Here is a 20,984-nt window from a genome sequence, read left to right as displayed (position 1 = left end):
CCATGATAACAGGCGTTCGGCGCTGGACAGGGCTTGCGGACAGAGGGCAAGGCGTGGCGCGGCCTGCAGACTCATTACAAAAGATTGCATAAAGGATGGCATTGGGGTGCTGGGCACCCCGGCTGTCATCAGAAGTAATAGGGAAACTTGAGGCTGAACGAGAAGTCCGGTGCATCGTCGGTCAGGCCGATGGCAAGGTTCGGGACAATGGTCAGGTTGTTGGTGGCCGCGAAGGTCATGCCGATGTTGAAGTTCGCGGCGTTGTAGTCGCTGTTTGAGATCGACTGCCAATCGCCGCCATCGGGCTTGATCTTGCTTTTACTGGAGAACTGATCGGTGAACGAGAACGACATGCTCATCTTTTCGTTCAGGGCAAACGCGATACCACCGCCGATCTGCCACGAATCACCGAGTTTCACATCGCCTTTGACCTTTGTGCCCACCTGCGGGCTGATGTCGCTGAACGAGTCCTGCATGTTGTAGGTGTATTGCAAGCTGGCGAACAGCACCGCCGGGTCGAAGGTCTTGACCAACGATATGCCAGGCGAGATCGACCAGACACCATTGCCGGTCGGCAGATCCTCGGGCACCGCCAGGTTGTCGTTGCCCGGGCTCTGGATCAGCTTGATGCCGTATGGGTCCTTGCCGGTCGGGGCCTTCACCCGCAGGGTTGCGACGGCGTCGGGCCAGGTTTCCGACTCGTCGAGGAACTTGTAGGCGATGCCGAAGTTGACGTCGCCGATGGTCGGGTCGCGGGTTACCGAATCGTCCGAGGTGACCCCGGCGGCGCCGCCAGCACCACCGGAGGAGTAAGTGGACTCGCGATAGACAATGGGCACGTTTATGTCGAACTGCCAGCGTTGATCCAGGTTGTAGCGGCCGGTCAGGTCCAAGGTCCAGTTGTCCGCCTTGATGCGGTCGATGTTGATGTTGCCCAGGAAGATCGAGTCCAGCGCCAGGAACCCGTTGAGGGTCAGGGCCCGCGTGTCGTAGTGGGTATAGGTGATGCCCGTCTCGAAGCTGAACTTGCCTCCGCCGAAGAAGCCGCTGGCCTCGTCATACAGGTTGGAAACACTCTGCGCAGGCTCGGAGTTGTCCTGTAGCGATTGCCCGTAGGAGCTGCCGGTGGTGCCAGGCGCGCCGGAGGCGACGGTCTGGCTGCCCTTGACGCCCTCGGCGGGCGACTTGGTCAGGCGCCGCGGGGCCGGGGCCGGTGGTGCCTCTTCGACCTGACGCAGCCGTTGCTCCAGCACCATCAATGCGTTCTGTTGTGCTTCGTAGCGCTCCTTGAGCGCCATCAGCTCCTGTTTCAGTGCTTCGACCTGAGGATCGGTTGCTGCCTGCAGCAGGGTGGCCGGGGTCAGGGTACTCAAACAAACGATAGCTCTTAGCGTCAACAAACGGTGCATGGGTTAGCCGTCCCTTCTGACTGCATTCGATGAGACTGAGCGTAGATCAGTATCCAAGACCACGGAGGCCTTTAAGTTGGTCCAGATTGACGTTCATCGAGCCGGCCGCAGGGGCCTCTCGCAGCACGACATTGAACGAGGTCAGGTTGCTGACGCGGTTGCTTGAGCCGAGCAACGTGGTGTTCTGCATCAGGCCGCCCTGGCCAATGCGTTGGAAGGTGTTGCCCTGGTTGTTGTTGGCGACGATGTTCATCTGCACGCCGCTGCCGGAGGAGGAGACCTTCAGCGTTCCCGCGCCGTTGCTGCCGAGCAGCGTGGAGCCATTGGCAAGGGCCTGCCCCTGGGGTGTGCCGCTGGGGGCCTTGTCGCCCCTGGTCACGTTGATGGCGACATTGTTGTGGGCGGTGTTGAAGTCACCGGCGGCCCGCACCACCTGGGTCACGCCTTCGGTGGTGTTGAGCCCGCTGCCACCGGTGACTGTGCCTGTGCCATTGCTCTTGGGCTGGGAGGTACCGGTGCCTTTTTCGTTGATCAGTGACACGTAGAACTGCGGCTTGATGGTCGATTGCTGGATCTGCATCGCGGAGGTCGCGCCGATCACCTCGCCGTTGGCGTTCTGCCAGGTGCTGGTCATGACGATGCCGAAGCTGACGATCCGCCCCGGCATCACGTACCGACCTCGCAGGTTGGCCAGTTCCTGGTCCTTGAGCTCGATAGGTTTGAACGTCTCGGCTTGGGTCGGCAGGGCGGCCGCCAGGCAAGCGGCGACCAGCCAGGTTGAAGTCTTCATGGGAGCTCCCGGAGCGTCATGCCCATTCTGATTTAGAAGAAGTCGCTTTGGATAAAGCCAAAGTCCATCAACTCCGCGTCCTGCACAGGGGTGAAATTGCTGACGCGATTCTTGGCGCTCAGCGGCAGCGGCGGGTCGAGCAGGATGTTGTTCTTGTCATACCCCTGGCCGATGACGGCGAAGATGATGCCGTTCCAGCCCTTAAGGAAATCTTCGACCGTGAAGCGTTTGTGGCCCAGTACCGGGTCGCCGATGTAGACCCAGCCCCTGTCGACCTTCTGCATGACCACGAAGTGCTTGTAGCCCCGGATGTCCATCAACACGACCACCGGAATGCGGATGCTGTTCAGGGTGTCGGGGGCCACTCGGTAGCCGCGGGCGCGCATGCCGAGGCTTTCCACGTAGCGCTTCATGTCGAGCATCGAGAAGCCCTGCACCCGGACCAGGTCCTGGTCGGCGTGGGCGAGCATGCCCTCGATGATCTGTTGTTCGTCGACGTCCAGCCAGTAGGCCTGACGCAGGATGGTCGCCAGCGCCGCGGCGCCGCAACTGAAGTCGGTTTTCTGTTGCACCAGGTCGGCGAACTTGCGTTCGCGAATGCTTTGGATGGGTTTGTAGATCACTGCGCCGCCTGGCAGGACCGACAGCGGCATCTGGGCAGCCTCACCCACGCTGGTCACGCACAGCAACAACGCCAAGGCGAAAATACGCATGTCCCACGCCCCCTTTGCATTTCTGGTTAGGAAGAGGCCCCCCGTAGGGGGCCTCCAGGTCGCAGTTACATCGAGGTGTTGGAGATGGCCAGCGAGTTGCTTTGCTGGTTGCCCACACCGGCTGCCACGTTGACGCCCAGGTTGCCGCTGCCGCCATTGACCGAACCACTGAGGGTTGCGGTGTTGGTCACAGGGTTGGCCCAGCCGGTCGGGGTCAGCACTTGGAACGACACGGTGTTGCTCAGCGCGTACTCGCTAGACTCGCTGTAGCTCTTCGAGATGGTGTCCGAAGATTGCGAGGCTTTTTCGCCGGCTTTCTCGTAGGCCGAAGCGTTCGCTTTTTCCCACGCCGATTCGCGCGACTTGTCGTACGAAGAGTCGCGAGCTTTCTCGTAGGAAGAGTCGCGGGTGCGGTCATACGAGGAGCTGAACGACTTGTCGAACGACGAATCGAACGACTTGTCGAACGCCGACTCATGCGACTGGTCGTGCGAGGTGTCGACGTTCACGTCGAGGTTGGCGTTAAGCGAACCGTCGAAGCTTTCGCTACGAGTCCGTACGAATGGACCGAACGTGCTGGTGCTGGTGGCGTCAGCACTGGCCGAAGCATCCAGCGACGCGTTCAACGAAGCACTCGACGAGGAGCTGGAGCTCGAGTTGTGCGAACCACTGGCATTCCAGCTGTTGGAGCCGTTGGCTGCCATGTTGTTGGAGCCGCTGGCACTGCTGCTGTGGGAGCCACTGGCAGTCATGCTGCTCGAGCCACTGGCGCTGCTGCTGTGGGAGCCGCTGGCACTGCTGCTGTTGGACCCAGACTCGCTGAAGCTCGAGCTGGAGCTCTTGTCGATGGAGGAATCGAACGTGCCGCTACTGGAGGACGAACCGCTCTTGGAGGTGGTGTAGGTCAGCGTATCCACCCGATAGGTGCGGTCTGCCTTGTTGATGACAGTCAGGCCTGGGCCGTTCTGGTTGGCGGTAGCGGTGGCGGTGGAGTTACCCATTGGCGCACTGTTGTTGGCAATGGCCATGGTGTTTTTTTGCTGATTCAGATCGCCACCAGCGATGTTGATACCCACGTTGCCGCTGCTGCCGTCTGCCGAGCCGCTCATGACTGCGGAGCTTTGAGTGGACCAGTTCTTGACGGTGTTGTTGTTGCTGCGCTGATCGACGCTGGCGGTTGCCACGGACTCGCCGAAGACGAAGCTGTTGTCGAGCGCGGAGTTGTCGGACGCGGTGTTGGCGATGGCCGCCGCGTTATCTTGTTGGTTGCCGTTACCGGCCGCCACGTTGATCCCGACGTTGCCGCTCGCGCCGCCGGCGGAGCTGCTCATTTCGGCTTCGTTGATGGTGCCTTCATTGAGGATGAAGTTGTTGGTACTTCGTTGAGTGTCCTCAGCATTGGCAGTGGCGCTGGTGTAGATAGGTTTTGGTGGAGGATTGTGGTGGCCATTGTGGCCATGTCCACGCCGATCGTTCTGATCCGCTTGTGCAGCAACAGCCATGACCGCAGCAATTGCGAAAACCAGAGGCTTGAGTGCCATCGAGGGTTTCATGGTGTTTCTCCATCTTTTTTAGGTTAAGTGTTGTTCCACCTGTTTGGGTCAGTTAGCGACCCGGACGCTCAGGGTGTTTGCCGTCTGGTTTCCCACCCCGGCGCTCTGATTCAACTGAATGACCCCACGGCTACCGGTGAAGGCCTGGTCACCGGTGGTGACCTGGCGATAGCCGGGAGAGGCATCGGTTGGATCGGAGCTGTTGATCAACGCAACGTTCTGCTGCAGCAGGACGCTGTCGTCGATGGCTTGTGGATGCGCACTGATGCTGATCCGCAGTGCGTTGGCTTGTTGGGTACTGGCGCCTGCGCTCTGGTTCACGCCCAGTGCGCCGCTGCCATGGCTGAAGGCGCTACCCTGGATGCTGGCTCGGGCCCCCATGTTGGGATCGACCACCGACTGCAGGCCCTGACGGATCTGCGTGGTTGCGCTGGCCTCGTGGCCATAGGCGAAGGCCCGTGCGTTGGCCTGCTGCTGCAGGTCGCCCGCTGCCTGGTTGAGGCTGAAGTTGCCCTGGTACTGCGCGCCGGAATTGTCGATGGTGGCGTCGTTGATCACAGGAGGTTGGGCCAAGGCCGATGCACTGCAAAACGCGGTAAGGATTAACAGCGTCTGCCTCATCTCATTTGCCTCCGGTCAGAATCTGCAGCGGTGCCAGGCCGCGTTGGACGCTTGAGTTGACCATGTTGGAAATGCCGTTGCCCGAGCCGGTGCCGCGGCCAGCGGCCATGTTGGGGAGTTGGTTCTGGTTGCCGATGGCGCCGCCCAGGTTCGTGGTCTGCTGGGTCACCATCGAAGAAATGCCCGTACCGCTGGTGATGCTGGCGAAGTCACCGTCACTGAGTTCGTTGGTCTGCCTGAGAATGTGCGCAGACGGGTTGGCATTGGCGGTGGTGGGATTGGGGTCTGGGGCCACAGGAGCACGGATGGCCATGCGGGGCTGGACATCGCGGGTGATCACGATGATGCCGTTGTCGGCTTGGGCGGGCAGGCTGAGGCATGAGCCGAATACGCAACCGACCAGCAGGTGGTGAATCAGGCCTTTATCGAATGTCCTCACGACGGCAATTCCTTCTCTTGAGCGCTGGCCTGGGTCAGCGTTGCCCTGATGAGAGCAGAAGGTGTGCCGTTTTTGGATTTACCCGTTAAATCAAGGCGTTGGAGAATCTAGCTACGGATGTTTGGATTTTGTTGTATCAGCCGTGAGACGGATATCCATTCGCGCGTGGCCTGATCCTGCATCGGTGTTGCTTGACGAGGCTTTTTTCACAAGTGTTTCATGCGCCTTACACCACCCCCAAAACTGGTGAAAAGCCCATGAATTCGGGGACTGGCGCCCTTGAGTGTGTGTCAGGTCCTTAACACTCGGTTGGGCAGGTGGGGGATTTGCCTTCTAACAGGCGTTGCACCGCGTTCAGGGCTGCCGCGCTTCTTTGCGGCCATTCTCCGCCGATGATCTGCACCGTTTGGCGATGCCGTGCCAGCCACGCCAGACTGTCGTCGAAGAACCGTTGGCGGTCATTGAGGTCGGGCTGGCTGCGCTGGCCATCGTCCACCCAGCCGACGCCTTGGGGGCTGAGCAGCAAGTGCAGGTCATAGTGACGTGCAAGCAAGGCCTGTTCCAGCCAGGGCGGGCAGTCATCGAACAGGGCATGGCTCCACAGCATGTTGCTGAGCAGATGGGTGTCGAGGATCAAGAGCTCTGGCGTCAGCTGACGGGCCTGGTCCTCCCAGGCCAGTTGACCCTGGGCGATGGTCGGGATGTCGGCGTAGCAGGTGTCACGCTGTTCCTGGTCGATGAAATGGCGTACGTATTCGCTGACGACCACGCCACCGAAATGTGCCTGGATCTCCCCACTGAGCCAGCTCTTGCCGCTGGACTCCGGGCCGCACAGCACCACGACTTTCATGCCGCCACCAGCGCCGGGTCGCGCCGCCATTGCAGCCAGCCACGTACGGCGATCAGGGTGAACAATGCGTAGAGTGCGGCGGTCAGGTACAGGCCTTTGTAGAGGAACAGGCCAACGAAGATCACGTCCAGAACCATCCACAGTGCCCAGCACTGCAGGCGCTTTTGCGCCATCCACCACTGCGCCACCAGGCTGAACCCCGTCAGTGCGGCGTCCAGCCAGGGCTGGGCGGCGTCAGTCCAGTGTGCCATCGCCGCGCCGAGAGCAAGACTTGCCAGCAGGCCGACCCCAAGCCCAGTAAGCATCGGCCCTGTGGCCAGGCTGGACACCTGACGGGCGTACTCGACACGCTCCGGGCGTGTCCATTGCCACCAGCCGTACAACTGCAGTACGGCATAGACCAGTTGCAGGAGCATGTCGGAATACAGCTTCACCTCATAGAAGATCCAGCTGTAGAGCAGCACCATCACCAAGCCGATCGGCCAGCACCACGGGTTCTGCTTGACCGTGAGCCACACGGCGATGACGCCGAGCACGGCGGCGAAGAGTTCGAGGCCGGACATCGGCGATCCTTGGGAGTGGGGAAGGTCGCGATTGTAGCCTGTGGGGCGGGGAAGCTGTAGTGGCTGATGGCGGCCTGTTCGCGGGCAACCCCGTTCCTAAGGTAGGAGCGGGTTCACCCGTGAACAAATCGATAAGCTGTCAGACCTTGAACTGGCGCAGCAACTGTTCCAAGTCTTCGCTCAGGCGCGCCAGGGAGGCACCCGCATCGCTGGACTGGCGGGCCGCCTCGGCGGTCTGCTGAGACAGTCCGGCGGTGTCGAGGACATTGCGATTGATCTCTTCGACCACATGGGCTTGCTGCAAGGTGGCACTGGCGATCGACGCGTTGAGCGCGGTGAGGTTGTTCAATGCCTGGCTGATAGCATCCAGGCTGGTGCCGGCCTCGCGGGCTTGATGGACGGTCTGGCGCGAGGCTTCGCTGCTGGTGTCGATGGCCTTGACGGCTGCTTCCGACTGGCTTTGCAGGTGCTCGATCATGGTCTGGATCTCGGCGGTCGACTGGGCGGTGCGCTGAGCCAGCAACCGCACTTCATCGGCGACCACGGCAAAACCTCGGCCCTGTTCACCCGCCCGGGCCGCCTCGATCGCGGCATTGAGGGCCAGCAGGTTGGTCTGTTCGGCGATAGAGCGGATCACTTCCAGCACGCCACCGATCCGAGTGCTGTGCCCGGCCAGTTCGCGGATCACCTGCACCGCCTGGTCGATGGTGCTCGACAGCCGGTCGATCTGCTCCAGGCTACCGTGGATGGCCTGCTGGCCATGATCGACCTGCACTTGGGCCGCGTGCATCTCGTTGGCTGCCTGTTCGGCGGTCTTGGCGACGTCTTGAACCGCATAGGTGACTTCGTTGACGGCAGTGGCCACCTGGTCCATCTGCAGCGATTGCTGAACGCTGCGCGCCTGGGCTTGGCCCGCGTTGTCGCCGACGTGGCTGGCGGACTGGGCCAGGGCATGGGCCGCGCCTTGCAGTTGGCCGACCACACCCTGCAGCTTGCCGTTAAAGCGGTTGAAGTGCTCGCCCAAATGCGTGAGCTCGTCTCTACCATGGGTATCCAGGCGCCGGGTCAAGTCGCTTTCGCCGCTGGCGATGTTGCCCATGGCCTGCACGGCATCCTGCAACGGGCGAGCGATGCTGCGGGCGATCAACAGCACCAGCAGGGCCATCAGCACGGCGATACCCAGGCCGAGCAGGGAGGCATCGCGCACTTGGCGGGCGAATTCGGCCTGAACGTCGTCGATATAGACACCCGAGCCGATAATCCAGCCCCAGGGTTTGAACAGCTGGATGTAGGAGGTCTTGGCCACCGGTTCGCTGGCGCCGGGTTTGGGCCAGCGGTAGTTGACCGAGCCTGCGTCCTGGCTGCGGGCGAGGGCGACCATTTCGTTGAAAACGGCAAAGCCGTCAGGGTCGCGGATGGCGGACAGGTCCTGGCCGTCGAGCTTGGGGTTGGTCGGATGCATGATCATCTTCGGCCCCAGGTCGTTGATCCAGAAATAGTCATCTTTGTCGTAGCGCAGGCCACGTACCACCTGCAACGCCTGTTGTTGGGCTGCCTCACGGCTGAGTGTGCCGGCGGCCTCCAGGCCTTGGTAGTAGGCCAGCACTCCGGCAGCGGTCTGTACCACGTGCTGGGTTTTCTGGGCCTTGGCCTGATACAGGTCGCCGTGGAGCTGGCGCAGCATCAACAGGCCCAGGATCACCAGCATGGCCACCGCCACCAGCAGGATCAGCGACAGGCGACGGCTGATCGACATCGACCTCAAGGTCTTCATGAAAGGTACTCCCGCATTGTTCTTGTTATCAGGCGCATCCAAGCATGCTTTACGCATCGCGACACACTCGACCAAGGGCTAAGTGCCGGAAGAGGCATTTCGTGTCGCATGCCGTGCGAGCGATTGACAAGCACCTCTGATAGGATTTCGGCCGCGCAAGATGAAACCTTTAGGCATCGGCGTATTTCCACTGGCAATGCGGCCGGCAGTCGCTGTAAAACGGCCGGGCCTTTCGCGGCAATCACTAAGCAAATCAAGTACAAGGGGCCAGCCAGGAGCTGCGCTCCATCGGGGGAATGATGGATTTTTGGAGTGCCTTGCAGGCAATCATCTTAGGCGTGGTCGAGGGTTTGACAGAATTCCTGCCGATCTCCAGCACGGGGCACCAGATTATCGTCGCCGATCTGATCGACTTCGGCGGCGAGCGCGCCATGGCGTTCAACATCATCATCCAGCTTGGCGCGATCCTGGCCGTGGTCTGGGAGTTTCGGCGCAAGATCTTCGATGTGGTCCTCGGCTTGCAGAGCCAACCCCAGGCGCGTCGTTTCACTGCCAATCTGCTGATCGCCTTCTTCCCGGCGGTGGTGCTGGGCGTGCTGTTCGCCGATCTGATCCATGAATACCTGTTCAACCCGGTCACCGTGGCTGCAGCCCTGGTGGTTGGCGGGGTGATCATGCTCTGGGCGGAGCGACGCGACCACCGCATCGAGGTCGACCATGTCGATGACATGCGCTGGAGTCACGCGTTGAAAATCGGCCTTGTCCAGTGCCTGGCGATGATTCCGGGGACGTCGCGCTCAGGCTCGACCATCATCGGCGGCCTGCTGTTCGGCCTGTCGCGCAAAGCCGCGACCGAGTTCTCGTTTTTCCTGGCCATGCCGACCATGGTCGGCGCCGCAGTCTATTCGGGCTACAAGTACCGTGACCTGTTCCAGCCTGGCGATCTGCCGGTGTTCGCCATCGGTTTCGTGGTCTCGTTCATCTTCGCCATGATCGCCGTAAGGGGTCTGCTGAAGTTCATCGCTAACCACAGCTATGCGGCATTTGCCTGGTATCGCATCGTTTTCGGCTTGCTGATCCTGGCGACCTGGCAATTTGGCTGGGTCAACTGGGCCACGGCGCACGGCTGAGATGGCCCGTTCGCACACTGTACCTCGGCGTGGCGGCAGCCGCGCCCAGGAGGGCGTACGCAACGTGCACCTGAAGTTGCTGGCCCTGGCCGGGCTGTGCCTGCTGCCGGCAGTGGGTGCCGCGCAAATGGCCTTCAGCGGTCAGTCCTGGGCGCCATTGGTGGTGTATCCGCTGGCGAGTCTGGTCAGCCTGTTGCTCTACTGGCAGGACAAACAGCGAGCCCGCACCCAGGCCTGGCGGACGCCCGAGAAGGTCCTGCACGCCGGCGAGCTGTGCGGTGGTTGGCCCGGCGCGCTGGTGGCGCAGCAGTTGTTTCGACACAAGACGCGCAAGGTGTCCTACCAGGCGACGTTCTGGGTCATCGTGATGTTGCACCAGGCGTTCTGGGCCGACCATTTGCTGCTGGGCGGCCGCTGGCTGGGTGGTCCGCTCGGCGTCCTGACCGGTCATTGATGTCGAGGCGGCAATGACTGCCCCGACGTGTCTTTTCATCCTTGCAACAGCCCAACCTGCAGCCGTTTGGGCAGCCGCTTCACTACCAACTGGTGTGAGCGTTGCAGCAGGTCGCACAATTCCTCGCGCCCCATGGGGTAGGGTGGGGCCATGCTGATCCAGCGCGCCCTTGCAAGATAAGGCGCCGGACGGATGCCGGGGCGGTCGCAATAGCCCAGGAACAGCTCATCGGCCACTTTGAAAGACAACCCCGCGCCCGCGAGGTCGAGTACCGCGAACATCTTGTTGCCCGCGACCGAAAACACCCGTACGCCGCCCCATTTATAGTCCTCCCGGGCACCGGGCAGGTTCAGGCAGAACGCTGCCACCTGTTCTGGCGTCATCCGCCGCTCAGACATACCGCTCTCCACAGGCTTCGAACGAAGCCGCCAGATGATCGATCCATACTCGCACCGCCGGGAGCAGGCCCCGGCGATGAGGGTAGACCGCCTGCAGCCAACCGCCAGGCAGCGACCAATCCGGCAACAGGCGTACCAGTTCGCCGCGTTCGAGTTCCTCTTCGCAGAACATGCTCGGCAGGGCGGTAAACCCCAGGCCTGCACGCACGGCCGCCTTGCGCACCAAGAAATCGTCCACCGCCAGGCGCGGTTCCAGGGCGAGCTCCTGTTGCTGTCCGCCAGGGCCGATCAGGCGCAGATGCACCAACCGATCTGCCTCCGCCGCACCAAGCACAGGCAAACCGGCCAGTTCCGACGGCTCGCGCAAGTGGTCGGCAAAGCCCGGCGCGGCCACCAGGTGAGTTTGCGCCGGGCGCAGGCGGCGAGTGACCAAGGCCGGGTCCTCATCACCTAGGTCACGCACGCGCAGGGCCACGTCGACCCCTTCGGAAATCAGATCGACCCGCCGATTGAGCAGGACCAAATCCAATTGCACCAACGGATACTGCTCAAGAAACCGGCTGACCACATCCGGCAGGAACGCATGGGCCAGCGCCACCGGGCACGACACCCGCAGACGCCCGCGCGGTTCGCTGCTCATGCTCGCCACCGCTTCGTCCGCGGCCTCGGCCTCCAGCAGCATGGCCTGGCAATGCTGCAGGTAGCGCTCGCCCACGGCGGTGAGCTTCAGTTGTCGGGTGGTGCGCTGCAGAAGGCGCGTGCCCAAGCGTTCTTCCAGCTCGGCGATGCGCCGCGACAGACGCGACTTGGGAATGCCCAACTGGCGGCCCGCCGCGGCGAAACCGCCTGCTTCGACCACGCGGGCGAAATAGAAGAGGTCATTGAGGTCTTGCATGGTTAACGTCTCATTGTTCCATCTGTAGGACAAACTAACGCATTTTTGCCCGCTTATCAGTCATTCGATGGTTCTATAGGATTCTCTCCATCGCGATCGCCCCTTGATGCGGTCTTCACTCACAGGAGAGTCCCATGAAACTGTTGCATATCGATTCGAGCATCCTGGGCGACAATTCCGCCTCCCGCCAACTGAGCCGTGAAGTCGTCCAAGCCTGGAAAGCTGCAGATCCGAGCATCGAGGTGGTGTACCGCGACCTGGCCGCCGATGCGATCAGCCACTTCTCCGCCGCGACCCTGGTTGCTGCCGGCACCCCGGATGAAATGCGCGACGCCGCTCAAGCCCACGAAGCCAAGCTCAGCGCCGAGACCCTGGAAGAGTTCCTGGCTGCCGATGCAGTGGTGATCGGCGCGCCGATGTACAACTTCTCCGTGCCGACTCAGCTCAAGGCCTGGATCGACCGCGTCGCCGTCGCCGGCAAGACTTTCCGCTACACCGAAGCCGGCCCTGAAGGTCTGTGCGGCGACAAGAAAGTGATTCTGGTGTCCACCGCCGGTGGTCTGCACCACGGCCAGCCGACTGGCGTCGGGCATGAGGACTTCCTCAAGGTGTTCCTTGGCTTCATCGGGATCACCGACCTCGAGATCGTCCGCGCCCACGGCCTGGCCTACGGCCCGGAACACCGCAGCAAGGCCATCGACGCCGCTCAGGCCCAGATCGCCAACGAGCTGTTCGCAGCTGCCTGATCGGTGCCTGAAAAAAACCGGCTGACGCCCTGGGCGCCAGCCGGTTTTTTTTCATTCAGGTTTCATCTGCCTGCCGTTTGGCTGGCTTTATGCTGGCGCTGTCCTTCGGCCTTGTGCGGAGCTCCCCGCCCATGAAGCGAACCTATGCCCTGTTGGCCTTGGTGTTGCTCGGCAGCTTGATGGCCCGCGCCGAGGCAGCACCTTGGGTCAGTGGCCTGCACCGGATGCAACTGGCCGATCCGCTGGATGCTCGACCCATGCAGGCGCTGGCGTTCTACCCGGCCAATGGCCCGACACGCGCCTTGCGCCTGGAAGGCTACCCACTGACCGTGGCAGAGGAGGCTCCAGTCGCCATGGGGCAGTTCCCTTTGCTGGTGTTGTCCCACGGCAATACCGGCAGCCCCCTGGCACTGCACGACCTGGCCACCGCCCTGGCGCGCCGGGGTTTTATCGTCGTGGCCGTGATCCATCCCGGCGACAACAACCGTGACCACAGCCGCCTGGGTACCCTGAGCAACCTCTACGGACGCCCCTTGCAACTGAGCGCGGCGATCAGCGCAGCCCGTGGCGACGCCCTGCTTGGCCCTTACCTGAACGAGGGCAAGGTTGGGGTGGTCGGTTACTCGGCAGGAGGGGAAACCGCGTTGATCCTTTCTGGAGCACAACCGGACCTGGACCGTCTGCACCGGTATTGCCTGGAGCGCCCCAGCGATGCCGATGCCTGCAAGACCCATGGGGTGCTGATCGCCGACCGCGCCGAGCTCACGCCACAGGCCGACGCCCGTGTGGGGGCCGTGATGTTGATGGCGCCCCTGAGCCTGATGTTCGGCCGTCATGCCTTGGCCGGAGTGAGGGTCCCCGCATTGATCTACAGCGGCGACCGCGACCAGTTGCTGGCCTTGGACCGCAACGCCGAAGCCTTGGCGCGCAAACTGCCGGTAACGCCTGACTATCGCCTGCTGGCCGGTGCCGGCCATTTCGTGTTCATGGCGCCCTGCGACGAGGAGCAACATGCCCGAATGCCTGCGCTGTGCAAGGACGCTGATGGCGTCGACCGTCGCCATATTCACCATTCGTTGCAGCGTGAGGCCGCGCTGTTTTTCAGCCAAGCCCTAGGGGCGCCGCAGCCGGCCGAGCGCTCAGCCGCGATGGGCGCGGCGGGCGAGCAGTAGCACAAGACCCACCCCTGACAGTGCCAGCAAGGCGGCCACGCAGAAGATCGACGCATAGCCCTGGTGCGCAGCCACCGTACCCATCACTGGCCCAGCGATGGCCAAGGCCAAGTCGAAGAACACCGCATAGGCACCCAGGCCCGCGCCACGACTGCTGCTCGGTACCTGCTGGATCGCCTCAACCCCGAGCGCCGGGTACACCAGAGACAACCCGAACCCCGTCAGGCCCGCGCCGACCAGGGCCCAGGCAGGCGAGGGCGCCAGCCAGAGCAGGGTCAGCCCCAGCACTTCGGTGGCCATGCATGCGATCGCCACGTTGTAGCCGCCAAAGCGGTTGACCGCATTGACGAACAACAGCCGGGACACGATGAAGCACAGACCGAAGGCGCTCAGGCACCAGGCCGCGCCGATCCAGCCGCGCTCCAGGTAAAAGAGGGTGATGAAGGTGGTGAGGGTGCCGTAGCCGATCGAGGCCAGGGTCAGCCCCAGGCCAAAAGGCGCTACCCGCCCGAAGGCGGACCAGAACGGCAGACGTTCACCCCGCACCACCACGGCATCCGGGCGTGTGCGCAACGCCATTAAGGCAAGCAGTGCCAGCACCAGCAATGCAGGGCCTAGTACGCTGAAATCGATCCCGTCCACCAGCAGCACGCCAGCCGGCGCGCCAATGGCGATGGCGCCGTAGGAGGCGATGCCGTTCCAGGAAATCACCTTTGCGGTGTGCTCGCTACCGACTTGACCGATACCCCAGCTCAAGGTGGCCACCCCGATTAACCCTTGGGCGATGCCCAGCAGCACTCGGCCGGCGAGTAGCAGGAGCAGGCTCAGCCAAGGCAGGGCAAGGGTCCAGGCCGAAAACAAGGTCAGCACGCCGCAGCCGGCGATGCCGTAAAGCCCATAGCGAATCGCTCGCTTGCCACCCAGGCCATCGGCCACCCGTCCGGCGAATGGCCGACTCAGGAGCGTGGACAGGTACTGAAGGCCAATGGTCAGGCCGGCGATCACTGCGCCAAAGCCTAACTGATCATGGACATAGCTGGGCAGCACCGCGATCGGCAGACCGATGCACAGAAAGGCGATGAAGGTATAGAAGACGATCGAGAGGATCTGCAGGGTGACGCTGGAGGCAGGTTGTTGCGCGGTCATAAGCACGTTCGCGGGCAGGCGGTGGGGCGTCGCCCATCATGGCGTCTGCGCGGGATAAAAGAAAGCAGGCTAACGAGTTGTTCGTTAGCCGCAGGTACCGTGCCGTCCTTTAGAACGGCGCGGTACCTGAAGGAGCGGCTTTAGCCGCGAATCGGATCGAGCGCTCAGGCGGAGGCTGTCAGACCACAACACCCTGGCTACGCAGGTAGTCGTCGTAAGTGCCGCTGAAGTCCACCACGCCATCCGGCGTCAGCTCGATGATGCGCGTGGCCAGCGACGACACGAACTCGCGGTCATGGCTGACGAACACCAGCGTTCCCGGGTAGTTCTCCAGCGCCAGGTTCAGCGCCTCGATCGACTCCATGTCCAAGTGGTTGGTCGGTTCGTCCATCACCAGCACGTTGGGCTTTTGCAGGATCAACTTGCCGAACAGCATGCGGCCTTGCTCACCACCGGAGATCACCTTCACCGACTTGAGGATCTCGTCGTTGGAGAACAGCATGCGGCCCAGGGTACCGCGGATCAGCTGCTCGCCTTGAGTCCACTGGCCCATCCAGTCGAACAGGCTCAGGTCGTCCTCGAAGTCGTGGGCGTGGTCCTGGGCGTAATAGCCCACCTCGGCGCTGTCGGTCCATTTCACGGAGCCGGTATCCGGTGCCATCTCGCCGACCAAGGTACGCAGCAGGGTGGTCTTGCCGATACCGTTGGGGCCGATGATCGCTACGCGCTCGCCAGCCTCGACCACGAAACTGAAGTCCTTGAACAGGGTCTTGCCCTCGAAGCCCTTGGATACCTTCTCCACGGTCACCGCCTGGCGGTGCAGCTTCTTGGTCTGTTCGAAGCGGATGAACGGGCTGACCCGGCTCGACGGCTTGACCTCGGCCAGCTGGATCTTGTCGATCTGCTTGGCACGGGAGGTCGCTTGCTTGGCCTTGGAGGCGTTGGCCGAGAAGCGGCTGACGAAGGTCTGCAGTTCGGCGATCTGCGCTTTCTTCTTGGCGTTGTCGGCCAGCAACTGCTCGCGCGCCTGGGTGGCGGCGGTCATGTACTCGTCGTAGTTGCCTGGGAACAGGCGCAGCTCACCGTAGTCCAGGTCAGCCATGTGGGTGCAGACGCTGTTGAGGAAGTGGCGGTCGTGGGAAATGATGACCATGGTGCTGTTACGCGCGGTCAGAATGTTTTCCAGCCAGCGGATGGTGTTGATGTCTAGGTGGTTGGTCGGTTCGTCCAGCAACAGCACGTCCGGATCCGAGAACAGCGCCTGGGCCAACAGCACGCGCAGCTTCCAGCCGGGTGCCACTTCACTCATCGGCCCGAAGTGCTGCTCCAACGGAATGCCCAGGCCCAGCAGCAGTTCGCCGGCGCGCGACTCGGCGGTGTAGCCGTCCATCTCGGCGAATTCGGTTTCCAGTTCAGCGACGGCCATGCCGTCTTCTTCGGTCATTTCTGGCAGGGAATAGATGCGGTCACGCTCGGCCTTGACCTTCCAGAGCTGCTCGTGGCCCATGATCACGGTGTCGATCACGCTGAAGGCCTCGTAGGCGAACTGGTCCTGGCGCAGTTTACCCAGGCGGGTGTTCTGCTCGAGCATCACCTGGCCAGCGGACGGCTCCAGGTCACCGCCAAGGATCTTCATGAAGGTCGATTTGCCGCAGCCGTTGGCGCCGATCAGGCCGTAGCGGTTGCCGTTGTTGAATTTGACCGAGACGTTTTCGAAGAGCGGCTTGGCGCCGAATTGCATGGTGATATTAGCGGTGGAGATCAAGGAGCTTACCTATCAATAACTTACGTGGCTTCTTCGCAGCTGCGGACGCGTTTCGGACCAATCGAGAGCTTTTCGAGCTCCTGCCAGGCGTTGGCCGAATTAATCCAGCGTGCATGTCGATGAGCGCATCTGCACGCTTTGCCCGAGCTGTTGGGCGATGAATGTGGGGTTCAGACCAGACATTGCGCCTATTGTCGCATAGGTGTGACGGCAGTTATACGGGGCCGTCCCCTTTACTGCGTCTGAACGACAGCCTGTCTACCAAACATCCGCCTCCTCGCGGTCCTCGCCGCCGCTGCTCTCCCCGTGATCGCGCGATGTGGCCAAGCCGCGGATGAACAGCCCATGAATCCACGCCAGTCAGGCGCACAATACTCCGCTCAGCAAGCACTTCATGACACGCTTGGCGGGCGGGTGAGTGACGATCATTGGCAATTGCTTTAGTTGATGCAGATATTAGACGCCGAGGTCCGCGCCATAGATCGCAATACATTTTCAGGTTTTATTCATGGTTTCGCTGAACTGCTTAACTGTCTCCACGACTTGACGTGCACCGCTTTGGATTCTCTCAATTATTTCTCCCGCTTCACCGACCAATCCTACGCCGACATCAACCTTGTGCTGACTGGTTTGCATACCTTTCACGGCTTCTTGCGATAACTCATGATTGCGCTTTACTACGTCCCTGATTTCTACGGTGGCCTGGGCGGTGCGCACTGCTAGATGACGAACCTCGTCCGCTACGACAGCAAACCCTCTACCTTGCTCTCCGGCTCTCGCTGCTTCGATGGCTGCATTTAATGCCAGAAGATTTGTTTGATCAGCGATTTCACGTATGGTCTGGATAATGCCAGTAATCATGTCGGACTGCTTGCTCACCGCTGCTATATTGTCTGCTGCTTTCGTGATCTCATCAGCGATACCGCGTACCACGGCAACGGTTTCATTGATGACCAATGCACCATGCTGCGCACTGTGGTCGGTTTTTAAAGATATTTCGTAGGCAAGTTTGGCTGCGTCGGATTCGATGGTTTGTTGTTCAACCTGTGCGGTAATGTCGCGAGCAAATTTCACGATCTTGTAAAGTTTGTTGCTGGCATCAAATACAGGGTTGTAAGTGGCGCTCAGCCATACCGTATTGCCGGATCGGTTGACGCGTTGGAAGCGACCCGAGAAAAACTCGCCTTTGTTCAGGTTTCTCCAGAACTCTTTGTACTCGGGCGACGCGACCTCTTGCTGAGGGCAAAACAGTCGATGATGCTGGCCTAGAACCTCATGCAGGCTATAGCCTAGTGTGCGTAGAAAGTTCTCATTGGCGTCCAATACATATCCTTCCGGGGTGAACGAAACCATTGCCATCGATCGGCTTATGGCTTCGATTGTGCTTCGCTGTTCCTGTTCGTTTTTCACCTGATCTGTGACGAGGGTGGCGCATTTTAAAATGCTTATAATGCGTCCGTTGCTGTCTCTGATTGGGTTGTAGCTTGCCTCCAGCCATACCGCTTCCCCTAGCTTGTTTTTTCTGACGACGCGGTCGCGGATCGACGCTCCTTCGGCAAGCCTTCTCCAGAAGTCTCTGTATTCAGAGCTTGTGGTGTGACGTTCTAGACAGAATATACTGTGGTGTTTTCCGATGATCTCTTCGAGGTGATAGCCCAGCGCGTCTAAAAAATTTTGATTGGCGGTGGTTACGAGTCCCGCTGGCGTAAATTCAATGATTGCAGTGGATCGGTTCACTGCTGACATTCTCGCGTCTTGTGCGTAGAGCGTTGACAAGGTTTCTTCAAGTTCGCGTTTTAAACGTTTGTTGAACATGGCGCACCGTTATGTGGATGGCTAAATCAGACCGTTGGGTGGTCGAGCGTAAAGCGGTGTTCTCAAATGCGCTCAATCGTAGAGTTGCGCTTATGGCGTTTCTTTTCATTACGAATAAGGAGTGGCAGTTCAATTAGCCTGATGTCAGTTCGAGTGCTGCATTGAAGCCTATAGTGCCGTCCATATTCGACCTAAGGCCATGCTATACGAGGGAGCGTTTCGAGCTCCGGCTTCGCAAACAGGTAGCCTTGAAATAGGTGTATTCCGGCTTCCTGTAGAGTTTGCAGTTCTTCAATGTGCTCGATCCCTTCGGCTATCACCTGTATGTTTAGGTCCTTGCACAGCGTTACTATGCTCCTGGTTATCGCTTGCTTGGCTCGGCTTCTGTGAATGTTTCTAATCAATTCCATGTCGATTTTGATGATGTCTGGTTGGAAGTCGGCGAGTAGGTTCAAGCCTGAATATCCAGCACCGAAATCATCAATTGCAGTTTTGAAGCCTTGTTTTTTGTAAGATTCCATGATTTTTTTAATGTGGGCTTTATCGGTTATGTTTTCGTTCTCTGTAACTTCAAATATTATTTTTTCGATGGGAAAGTTGTACTTTTCCGCGGCTATCAGTGTTGTGCGTATGCAGGCCTCTGCCTGATAAACTGCATTGGGCAGAAAATTTATGCTCAAGTGTTCGGATATGCGTGTTTTGGCCGCGAGCTCGACAGCTTTAACCCGACACGCCTGATCAAATTTGTATCTGTTTGAGTCATTTATCTGCTGCATGACGGCGTTTGCACCCGCCCCATTCTCGCCCCGCACCAATGATTCATAAGCAAAAACGCTGTTGTTACTCGTATCGACAATGGGTTGGAACGCCATCGTGAAGTCGAAACCGATGGGTGATTTATCCCGGCAGCTGCGGCAACCATGGGGCCTTTGAGGTTCGATAGATATGAGTTGTATAGACATCTTTGGAGCCTCACAGGTAGGGGAACGGGGTGGTAGGGCTCCATGCCGGCATCTTGGAGAGCTCAAAAGCGCTTCTCAGTGTCGGCAGTATTGCGCCAATACCTATACAAAAGTAAGTCAAGTGTATAGATATTTTCACATTTCATGGGGGTGAATATGACAAATCAGGCAGTGAAAATGCCGGTCATGGCTTTTTTTGTTGTACTTAAGTCAGTTATTGTACAAATCGGCCCGACTGATGCCTGGTGACCTAAGGCGCTTCGCATAAGCTCTGGCGATTTCGCAGCAAAGCGCCGTCGTTCATCAGACAAGGCGATTCTTCTCTCAAGCATCAATGCCTTGGTCTTGCCAGCCACGTGGGTTTTCTTCCACCAGCTTGGTCGAGTTCTCGCGTTATGGGCGGTAATGGGGCGTCCGATCCATTGCCATGAGCATCCTCCTTCAATCCACTGGGCGGCATGTGGACATGCAGTTGGTGGCGCCGCTGCTGCGCCAGTTTGTTCAGAGGTCTCATGATGGGCCTCCCTCTATAGGCGTTTTATTGGTGAGCCAGAGGGCTTGATCACCAGTAAACGCCTAATTGCATGACGTTTGCCCCGAGGCTGACCAGTGGACGTGGCCCTGATGGGCGGAGCCGGTCACGCCGTCGACCGTTGCGCTTTCCTGGCGATCTCTGATTTCGAAACCGTGCTGCTTGGCAACAGCATTCTTCAATCACCTCAGCGCGACCATGCACCGCTTTTGCTGAGCTCATGCGGCAGGGCGCTCTGACAACCTGCCCGCCCATCCAGCATGGATGGAAAGCCAGTGGCGACCTCCGCCGGGCCGTAGTACGGTCCGCCTTCAACAAACCACCCGGTTCGTTGCGTTCACGCCCATGGACCGGGGCGCTCATGACCTGGAGGGTCGAATGGAAGTCGCTCGAAAGATCAATCAAACAGAATTGGATGCTGCCCTGGTAGCGTTTGCCCGATACAAGATTGGAGAAATAAAGATCTTCGATCTAGAGCAGGCGATGAGCTTCGAAGCGGGGCAAGCGCTTTCCAAGAGCGGGCTGGTCCGGTTCTCCATTACCAAGATGGTGTCCGGTCGTTATCGCATCAGCGATGAAGGGGAGCATGCGATTACAGAGGCTGGCCGGGAGCGGCTGCAGGCGATCCGAGGGTAACGCGGTCGCCGGGCAACCCAATACGGTGTACCGCCAGATGCGACACGTTGGCCCCACGACAATATTAGGTGCCTACACAGTCATCCGTGAGACCGAACGTGGTTGAAGCCACTCGTCTAACGCGGGGCACTCTATGCGCACCGATCATTCTCAGTTTTAGGCACAGGCTTCCTGTGCCACCAACGGGAGAATGATCATGGCAATCGAAAGCAACGATCCAGACGTGACACGTCCACCTGTTCCCAACAGCGTTCCCGACTCGGGAGAAGGCCATGGATCGGGTTTGGAGAAGGCCAAATCTGAGCCCAAGCAAGGGGTGGGCGAGGCATGGTCGGATAACCGGCCTGAAGATTGGAATCCTCCCCCTGGCGACCCTGGGGCTGGCCAAGGTGTTGGGGCTTCGCAGGATGACGACACGGCGAAAGTCGACGAAAAGCAGGGCGGCCCCGCGCCGCGTAGCAGCGATTCAGTACCGCTGGCGGCGGATGACGATGCTCCGGTAGAGCAGGAGATGAAGGATGTGGACGCTAACAATGCGGTGTCCAGTGAGCATCCGAAGCCAGCCTAAGCGGTTCCTGATTTTTCGAGCGAGTGTCCGGCGGACCTGGAATGCGAATTGCT

21 protein-coding genes and 4 pseudogenes are annotated in these 20,984 nt (G+C 60.2%); 6 read left to right on the top strand and 19 right to left on the bottom strand.

All coding sequences use genetic code 11. The annotated features are described in order from the left end of the window. Positions 1-128: 128 nt before the first annotated feature. From DQ397_RS13065 to DQ397_RS25030, 10 genes and pseudogenes are all read right to left on the bottom strand, one after another. The gene (locus tag DQ397_RS13065) at positions 129-1,409 is read right to left on the bottom strand and encodes a transporter (RefSeq protein WP_043211844.1); all 1,281 of its coding nucleotides are present in this window, start codon (positions 1,407-1,409) and stop codon (positions 129-131) included. 46 nt (positions 1,410-1,455) lie between these two features. Then, positions 1,456-2,199 (bottom strand): hypothetical protein, encoded by a 744-nt coding sequence (locus tag DQ397_RS13060; RefSeq protein ID WP_043211846.1) that lies wholly within the window; start codon positions 2,197-2,199, stop codon positions 1,456-1,458. 32 nt (positions 2,200-2,231) lie between these two features. Next, positions 2,232-2,912 carry a C39 family peptidase gene (locus tag DQ397_RS13055; protein ID WP_043211848.1) on the bottom strand — a complete coding sequence of 227 codons (681 nt, stop codon included), beginning with the start codon at positions 2,910-2,912 and terminating at the stop codon, positions 2,232-2,234. Between the two features lie 65 nt (positions 2,913-2,977). Next, positions 2,978-4,465: a heme utilization protein gene (locus DQ397_RS13050; protein ID WP_090342979.1), complete on the bottom strand. Its 1,488-nt coding sequence runs from the start codon at positions 4,463-4,465 to the stop codon at positions 2,978-2,980. A gap of 48 nt (positions 4,466-4,513) precedes the next feature. Beyond that, positions 4,514-5,086: a hypothetical protein gene (locus DQ397_RS13045; RefSeq protein WP_043211853.1), complete on the bottom strand. Its 573-nt coding sequence runs from the start codon at positions 5,084-5,086 to the stop codon at positions 4,514-4,516. A gap of 1 nt (position 5,087) precedes the next feature. Next, positions 5,088-5,525: a hypothetical protein gene (locus tag DQ397_RS13040; RefSeq protein WP_043211856.1), complete on the bottom strand. Its 438-nt coding sequence runs from the start codon at positions 5,523-5,525 to the stop codon at positions 5,088-5,090. Between the two features lie 298 nt (positions 5,526-5,823). Next, positions 5,824-6,375 carry an AAA family ATPase gene (locus DQ397_RS13035; protein ID WP_043211858.1) on the bottom strand — a complete coding sequence of 184 codons (552 nt, stop codon included), beginning with the start codon at positions 6,373-6,375 and terminating at the stop codon, positions 5,824-5,826. After that, positions 6,372-6,938, bottom strand: coding sequence for a nicotinamide riboside transporter PnuC (gene pnuC / locus DQ397_RS13030; protein ID WP_043211861.1), 567 nt, complete (start codon positions 6,936-6,938; stop codon positions 6,372-6,374). Before pnuC ends, DQ397_RS13035 begins: the two co-directional genes overlap by 4 nt. 139 nt (positions 6,939-7,077) lie before the next feature. Beyond that, complete coding sequence (locus DQ397_RS25035; RefSeq protein WP_372240764.1) at positions 7,078-7,812, bottom strand: methyl-accepting chemotaxis protein; 735 nt, start codon at positions 7,810-7,812, stop codon at positions 7,078-7,080. A 138-nt stretch (positions 7,813-7,950) separates the two neighbouring features. Continuing rightward, positions 7,951-8,622 (bottom strand): annotated as a pseudogene (locus tag DQ397_RS25030) (cache domain-containing protein); the annotation flags it as partial. A gap of 389 nt (positions 8,623-9,011) precedes the next feature. Here DQ397_RS25030 and DQ397_RS13020 point away from each other — a divergent pair. Beyond that, positions 9,012-9,842 (top strand): undecaprenyl-diphosphate phosphatase, encoded by an 831-nt coding sequence (locus DQ397_RS13020; RefSeq protein ID WP_043211912.1) that lies wholly within the window; start codon positions 9,012-9,014, stop codon positions 9,840-9,842. Position 9,843: 1 nt separating this feature from the next. After that, complete coding sequence (locus DQ397_RS13015; RefSeq protein ID WP_043211864.1) at positions 9,844-10,296, top strand: DUF1294 domain-containing protein; 453 nt, start codon at positions 9,844-9,846, stop codon at positions 10,294-10,296. A 35-nt stretch (positions 10,297-10,331) separates the two neighbouring features. Here DQ397_RS13015 and DQ397_RS13010 read toward each other — a convergent pair whose 3' ends face one another. Both DQ397_RS13010 and DQ397_RS13005 read right to left on the bottom strand, forming a co-directional pair. After that, positions 10,332-10,694: an MmcQ/YjbR family DNA-binding protein gene (locus tag DQ397_RS13010; RefSeq protein ID WP_043211865.1), complete on the bottom strand. Its 363-nt coding sequence runs from the start codon at positions 10,692-10,694 to the stop codon at positions 10,332-10,334. After that, the gene (locus tag DQ397_RS13005; RefSeq protein WP_043211867.1) at positions 10,687-11,589 is read right to left on the bottom strand and encodes a LysR substrate-binding domain-containing protein; all 903 of its coding nucleotides are present in this window, start codon (positions 11,587-11,589) and stop codon (positions 10,687-10,689) included. The genes DQ397_RS13010 and DQ397_RS13005 overlap by 8 nt, the downstream gene beginning before the upstream one ends. 134 nt (positions 11,590-11,723) lie before the next feature. Between DQ397_RS13005 and DQ397_RS13000 the strand changes: the two genes are divergently transcribed. Continuing rightward, positions 11,724-12,335 carry an FMN-dependent NADH-azoreductase gene (locus DQ397_RS13000; protein ID WP_043211869.1) on the top strand — a complete coding sequence of 204 codons (612 nt, stop codon included), beginning with the start codon at positions 11,724-11,726 and terminating at the stop codon, positions 12,333-12,335. 131 nt (positions 12,336-12,466) lie between these two features. Beyond that, a complete protein-coding gene (locus DQ397_RS12995) occupies positions 12,467-13,507 on the top strand; it encodes a dienelactone hydrolase (protein WP_043211871.1) in 1,041 nt (346 codons plus the stop codon). Here the strand turns inward: DQ397_RS12995 and DQ397_RS12990 are convergent. The 7 genes and pseudogenes from DQ397_RS12990 to DQ397_RS12965 form a co-directional block, all read right to left on the bottom strand. After that, positions 13,475-14,653, bottom strand: a complete 1,179-nt coding sequence (locus DQ397_RS12990; protein WP_043211872.1) for an MFS transporter — start codon at positions 14,651-14,653, stop codon at positions 13,475-13,477. The two genes, DQ397_RS12995 and DQ397_RS12990, sit on opposite strands and share 33 nt — an antisense overlap. A 178-nt stretch (positions 14,654-14,831) precedes the next feature. After that, on the bottom strand, positions 14,832-16,418 hold the full coding sequence (locus DQ397_RS12985) for an ABC-F family ATPase (RefSeq protein WP_043211874.1): 1,587 nt from the start codon (positions 16,416-16,418) through the stop codon (positions 14,832-14,834). Positions 16,419-16,438: 20 nt separating this feature from the next. After that, a pseudogene (locus tag DQ397_RS24750) lies at positions 16,439-16,643 on the bottom strand (site-specific integrase); the annotation flags it as partial. A 270-nt stretch (positions 16,644-16,913) separates the two neighbouring features. Next, positions 16,914-17,345, bottom strand: a pseudogene (locus DQ397_RS25025) (methyl-accepting chemotaxis protein); the annotation flags it as partial. A gap of 117 nt (positions 17,346-17,462) precedes the next feature. Then, positions 17,463-18,164 (bottom strand): annotated as a pseudogene (locus tag DQ397_RS25020) (PAS domain-containing protein); the annotation flags it as partial. 260 nt (positions 18,165-18,424) lie between these two features. Beyond that, entirely contained in the window at positions 18,425-19,195 is a 771-nt protein-coding gene (locus DQ397_RS12970; RefSeq protein ID WP_043211876.1) for an EAL domain-containing protein, read from the bottom strand. A gap of 164 nt (positions 19,196-19,359) precedes the next feature. After that, positions 19,360-19,551, bottom strand: a complete 192-nt coding sequence (locus DQ397_RS12965) for a hypothetical protein (protein ID WP_148921561.1) — start codon at positions 19,549-19,551, stop codon at positions 19,360-19,362. Positions 19,552-20,105: 554 nt separating this feature from the next. Here DQ397_RS12965 and DQ397_RS12960 point away from each other — a divergent pair. Further along, a complete protein-coding gene (locus DQ397_RS12960; protein ID WP_043211878.1) occupies positions 20,106-20,363 on the top strand; it encodes a hypothetical protein in 258 nt (85 codons plus the stop codon). A gap of 196 nt (positions 20,364-20,559) precedes the next feature. Continuing rightward, complete coding sequence (locus tag DQ397_RS12955; protein ID WP_043211882.1) at positions 20,560-20,931, top strand: hypothetical protein; 372 nt, start codon at positions 20,560-20,562, stop codon at positions 20,929-20,931. Positions 20,932-20,984: the final 53 nt, after the last annotated feature.

Origin of the sequence: Pseudomonas sp. CK-NBRI-02 (assembly GCF_008124495.1) — a bacterium.
Taxonomy (GTDB): domain Bacteria; phylum Pseudomonadota; class Gammaproteobacteria; order Pseudomonadales; family Pseudomonadaceae; genus Aquipseudomonas; species Aquipseudomonas guariconensis.
Note: the sequence above shows the minus strand (reverse complement) of the source record. Positions and strands in the feature narration are given on the sequence as shown.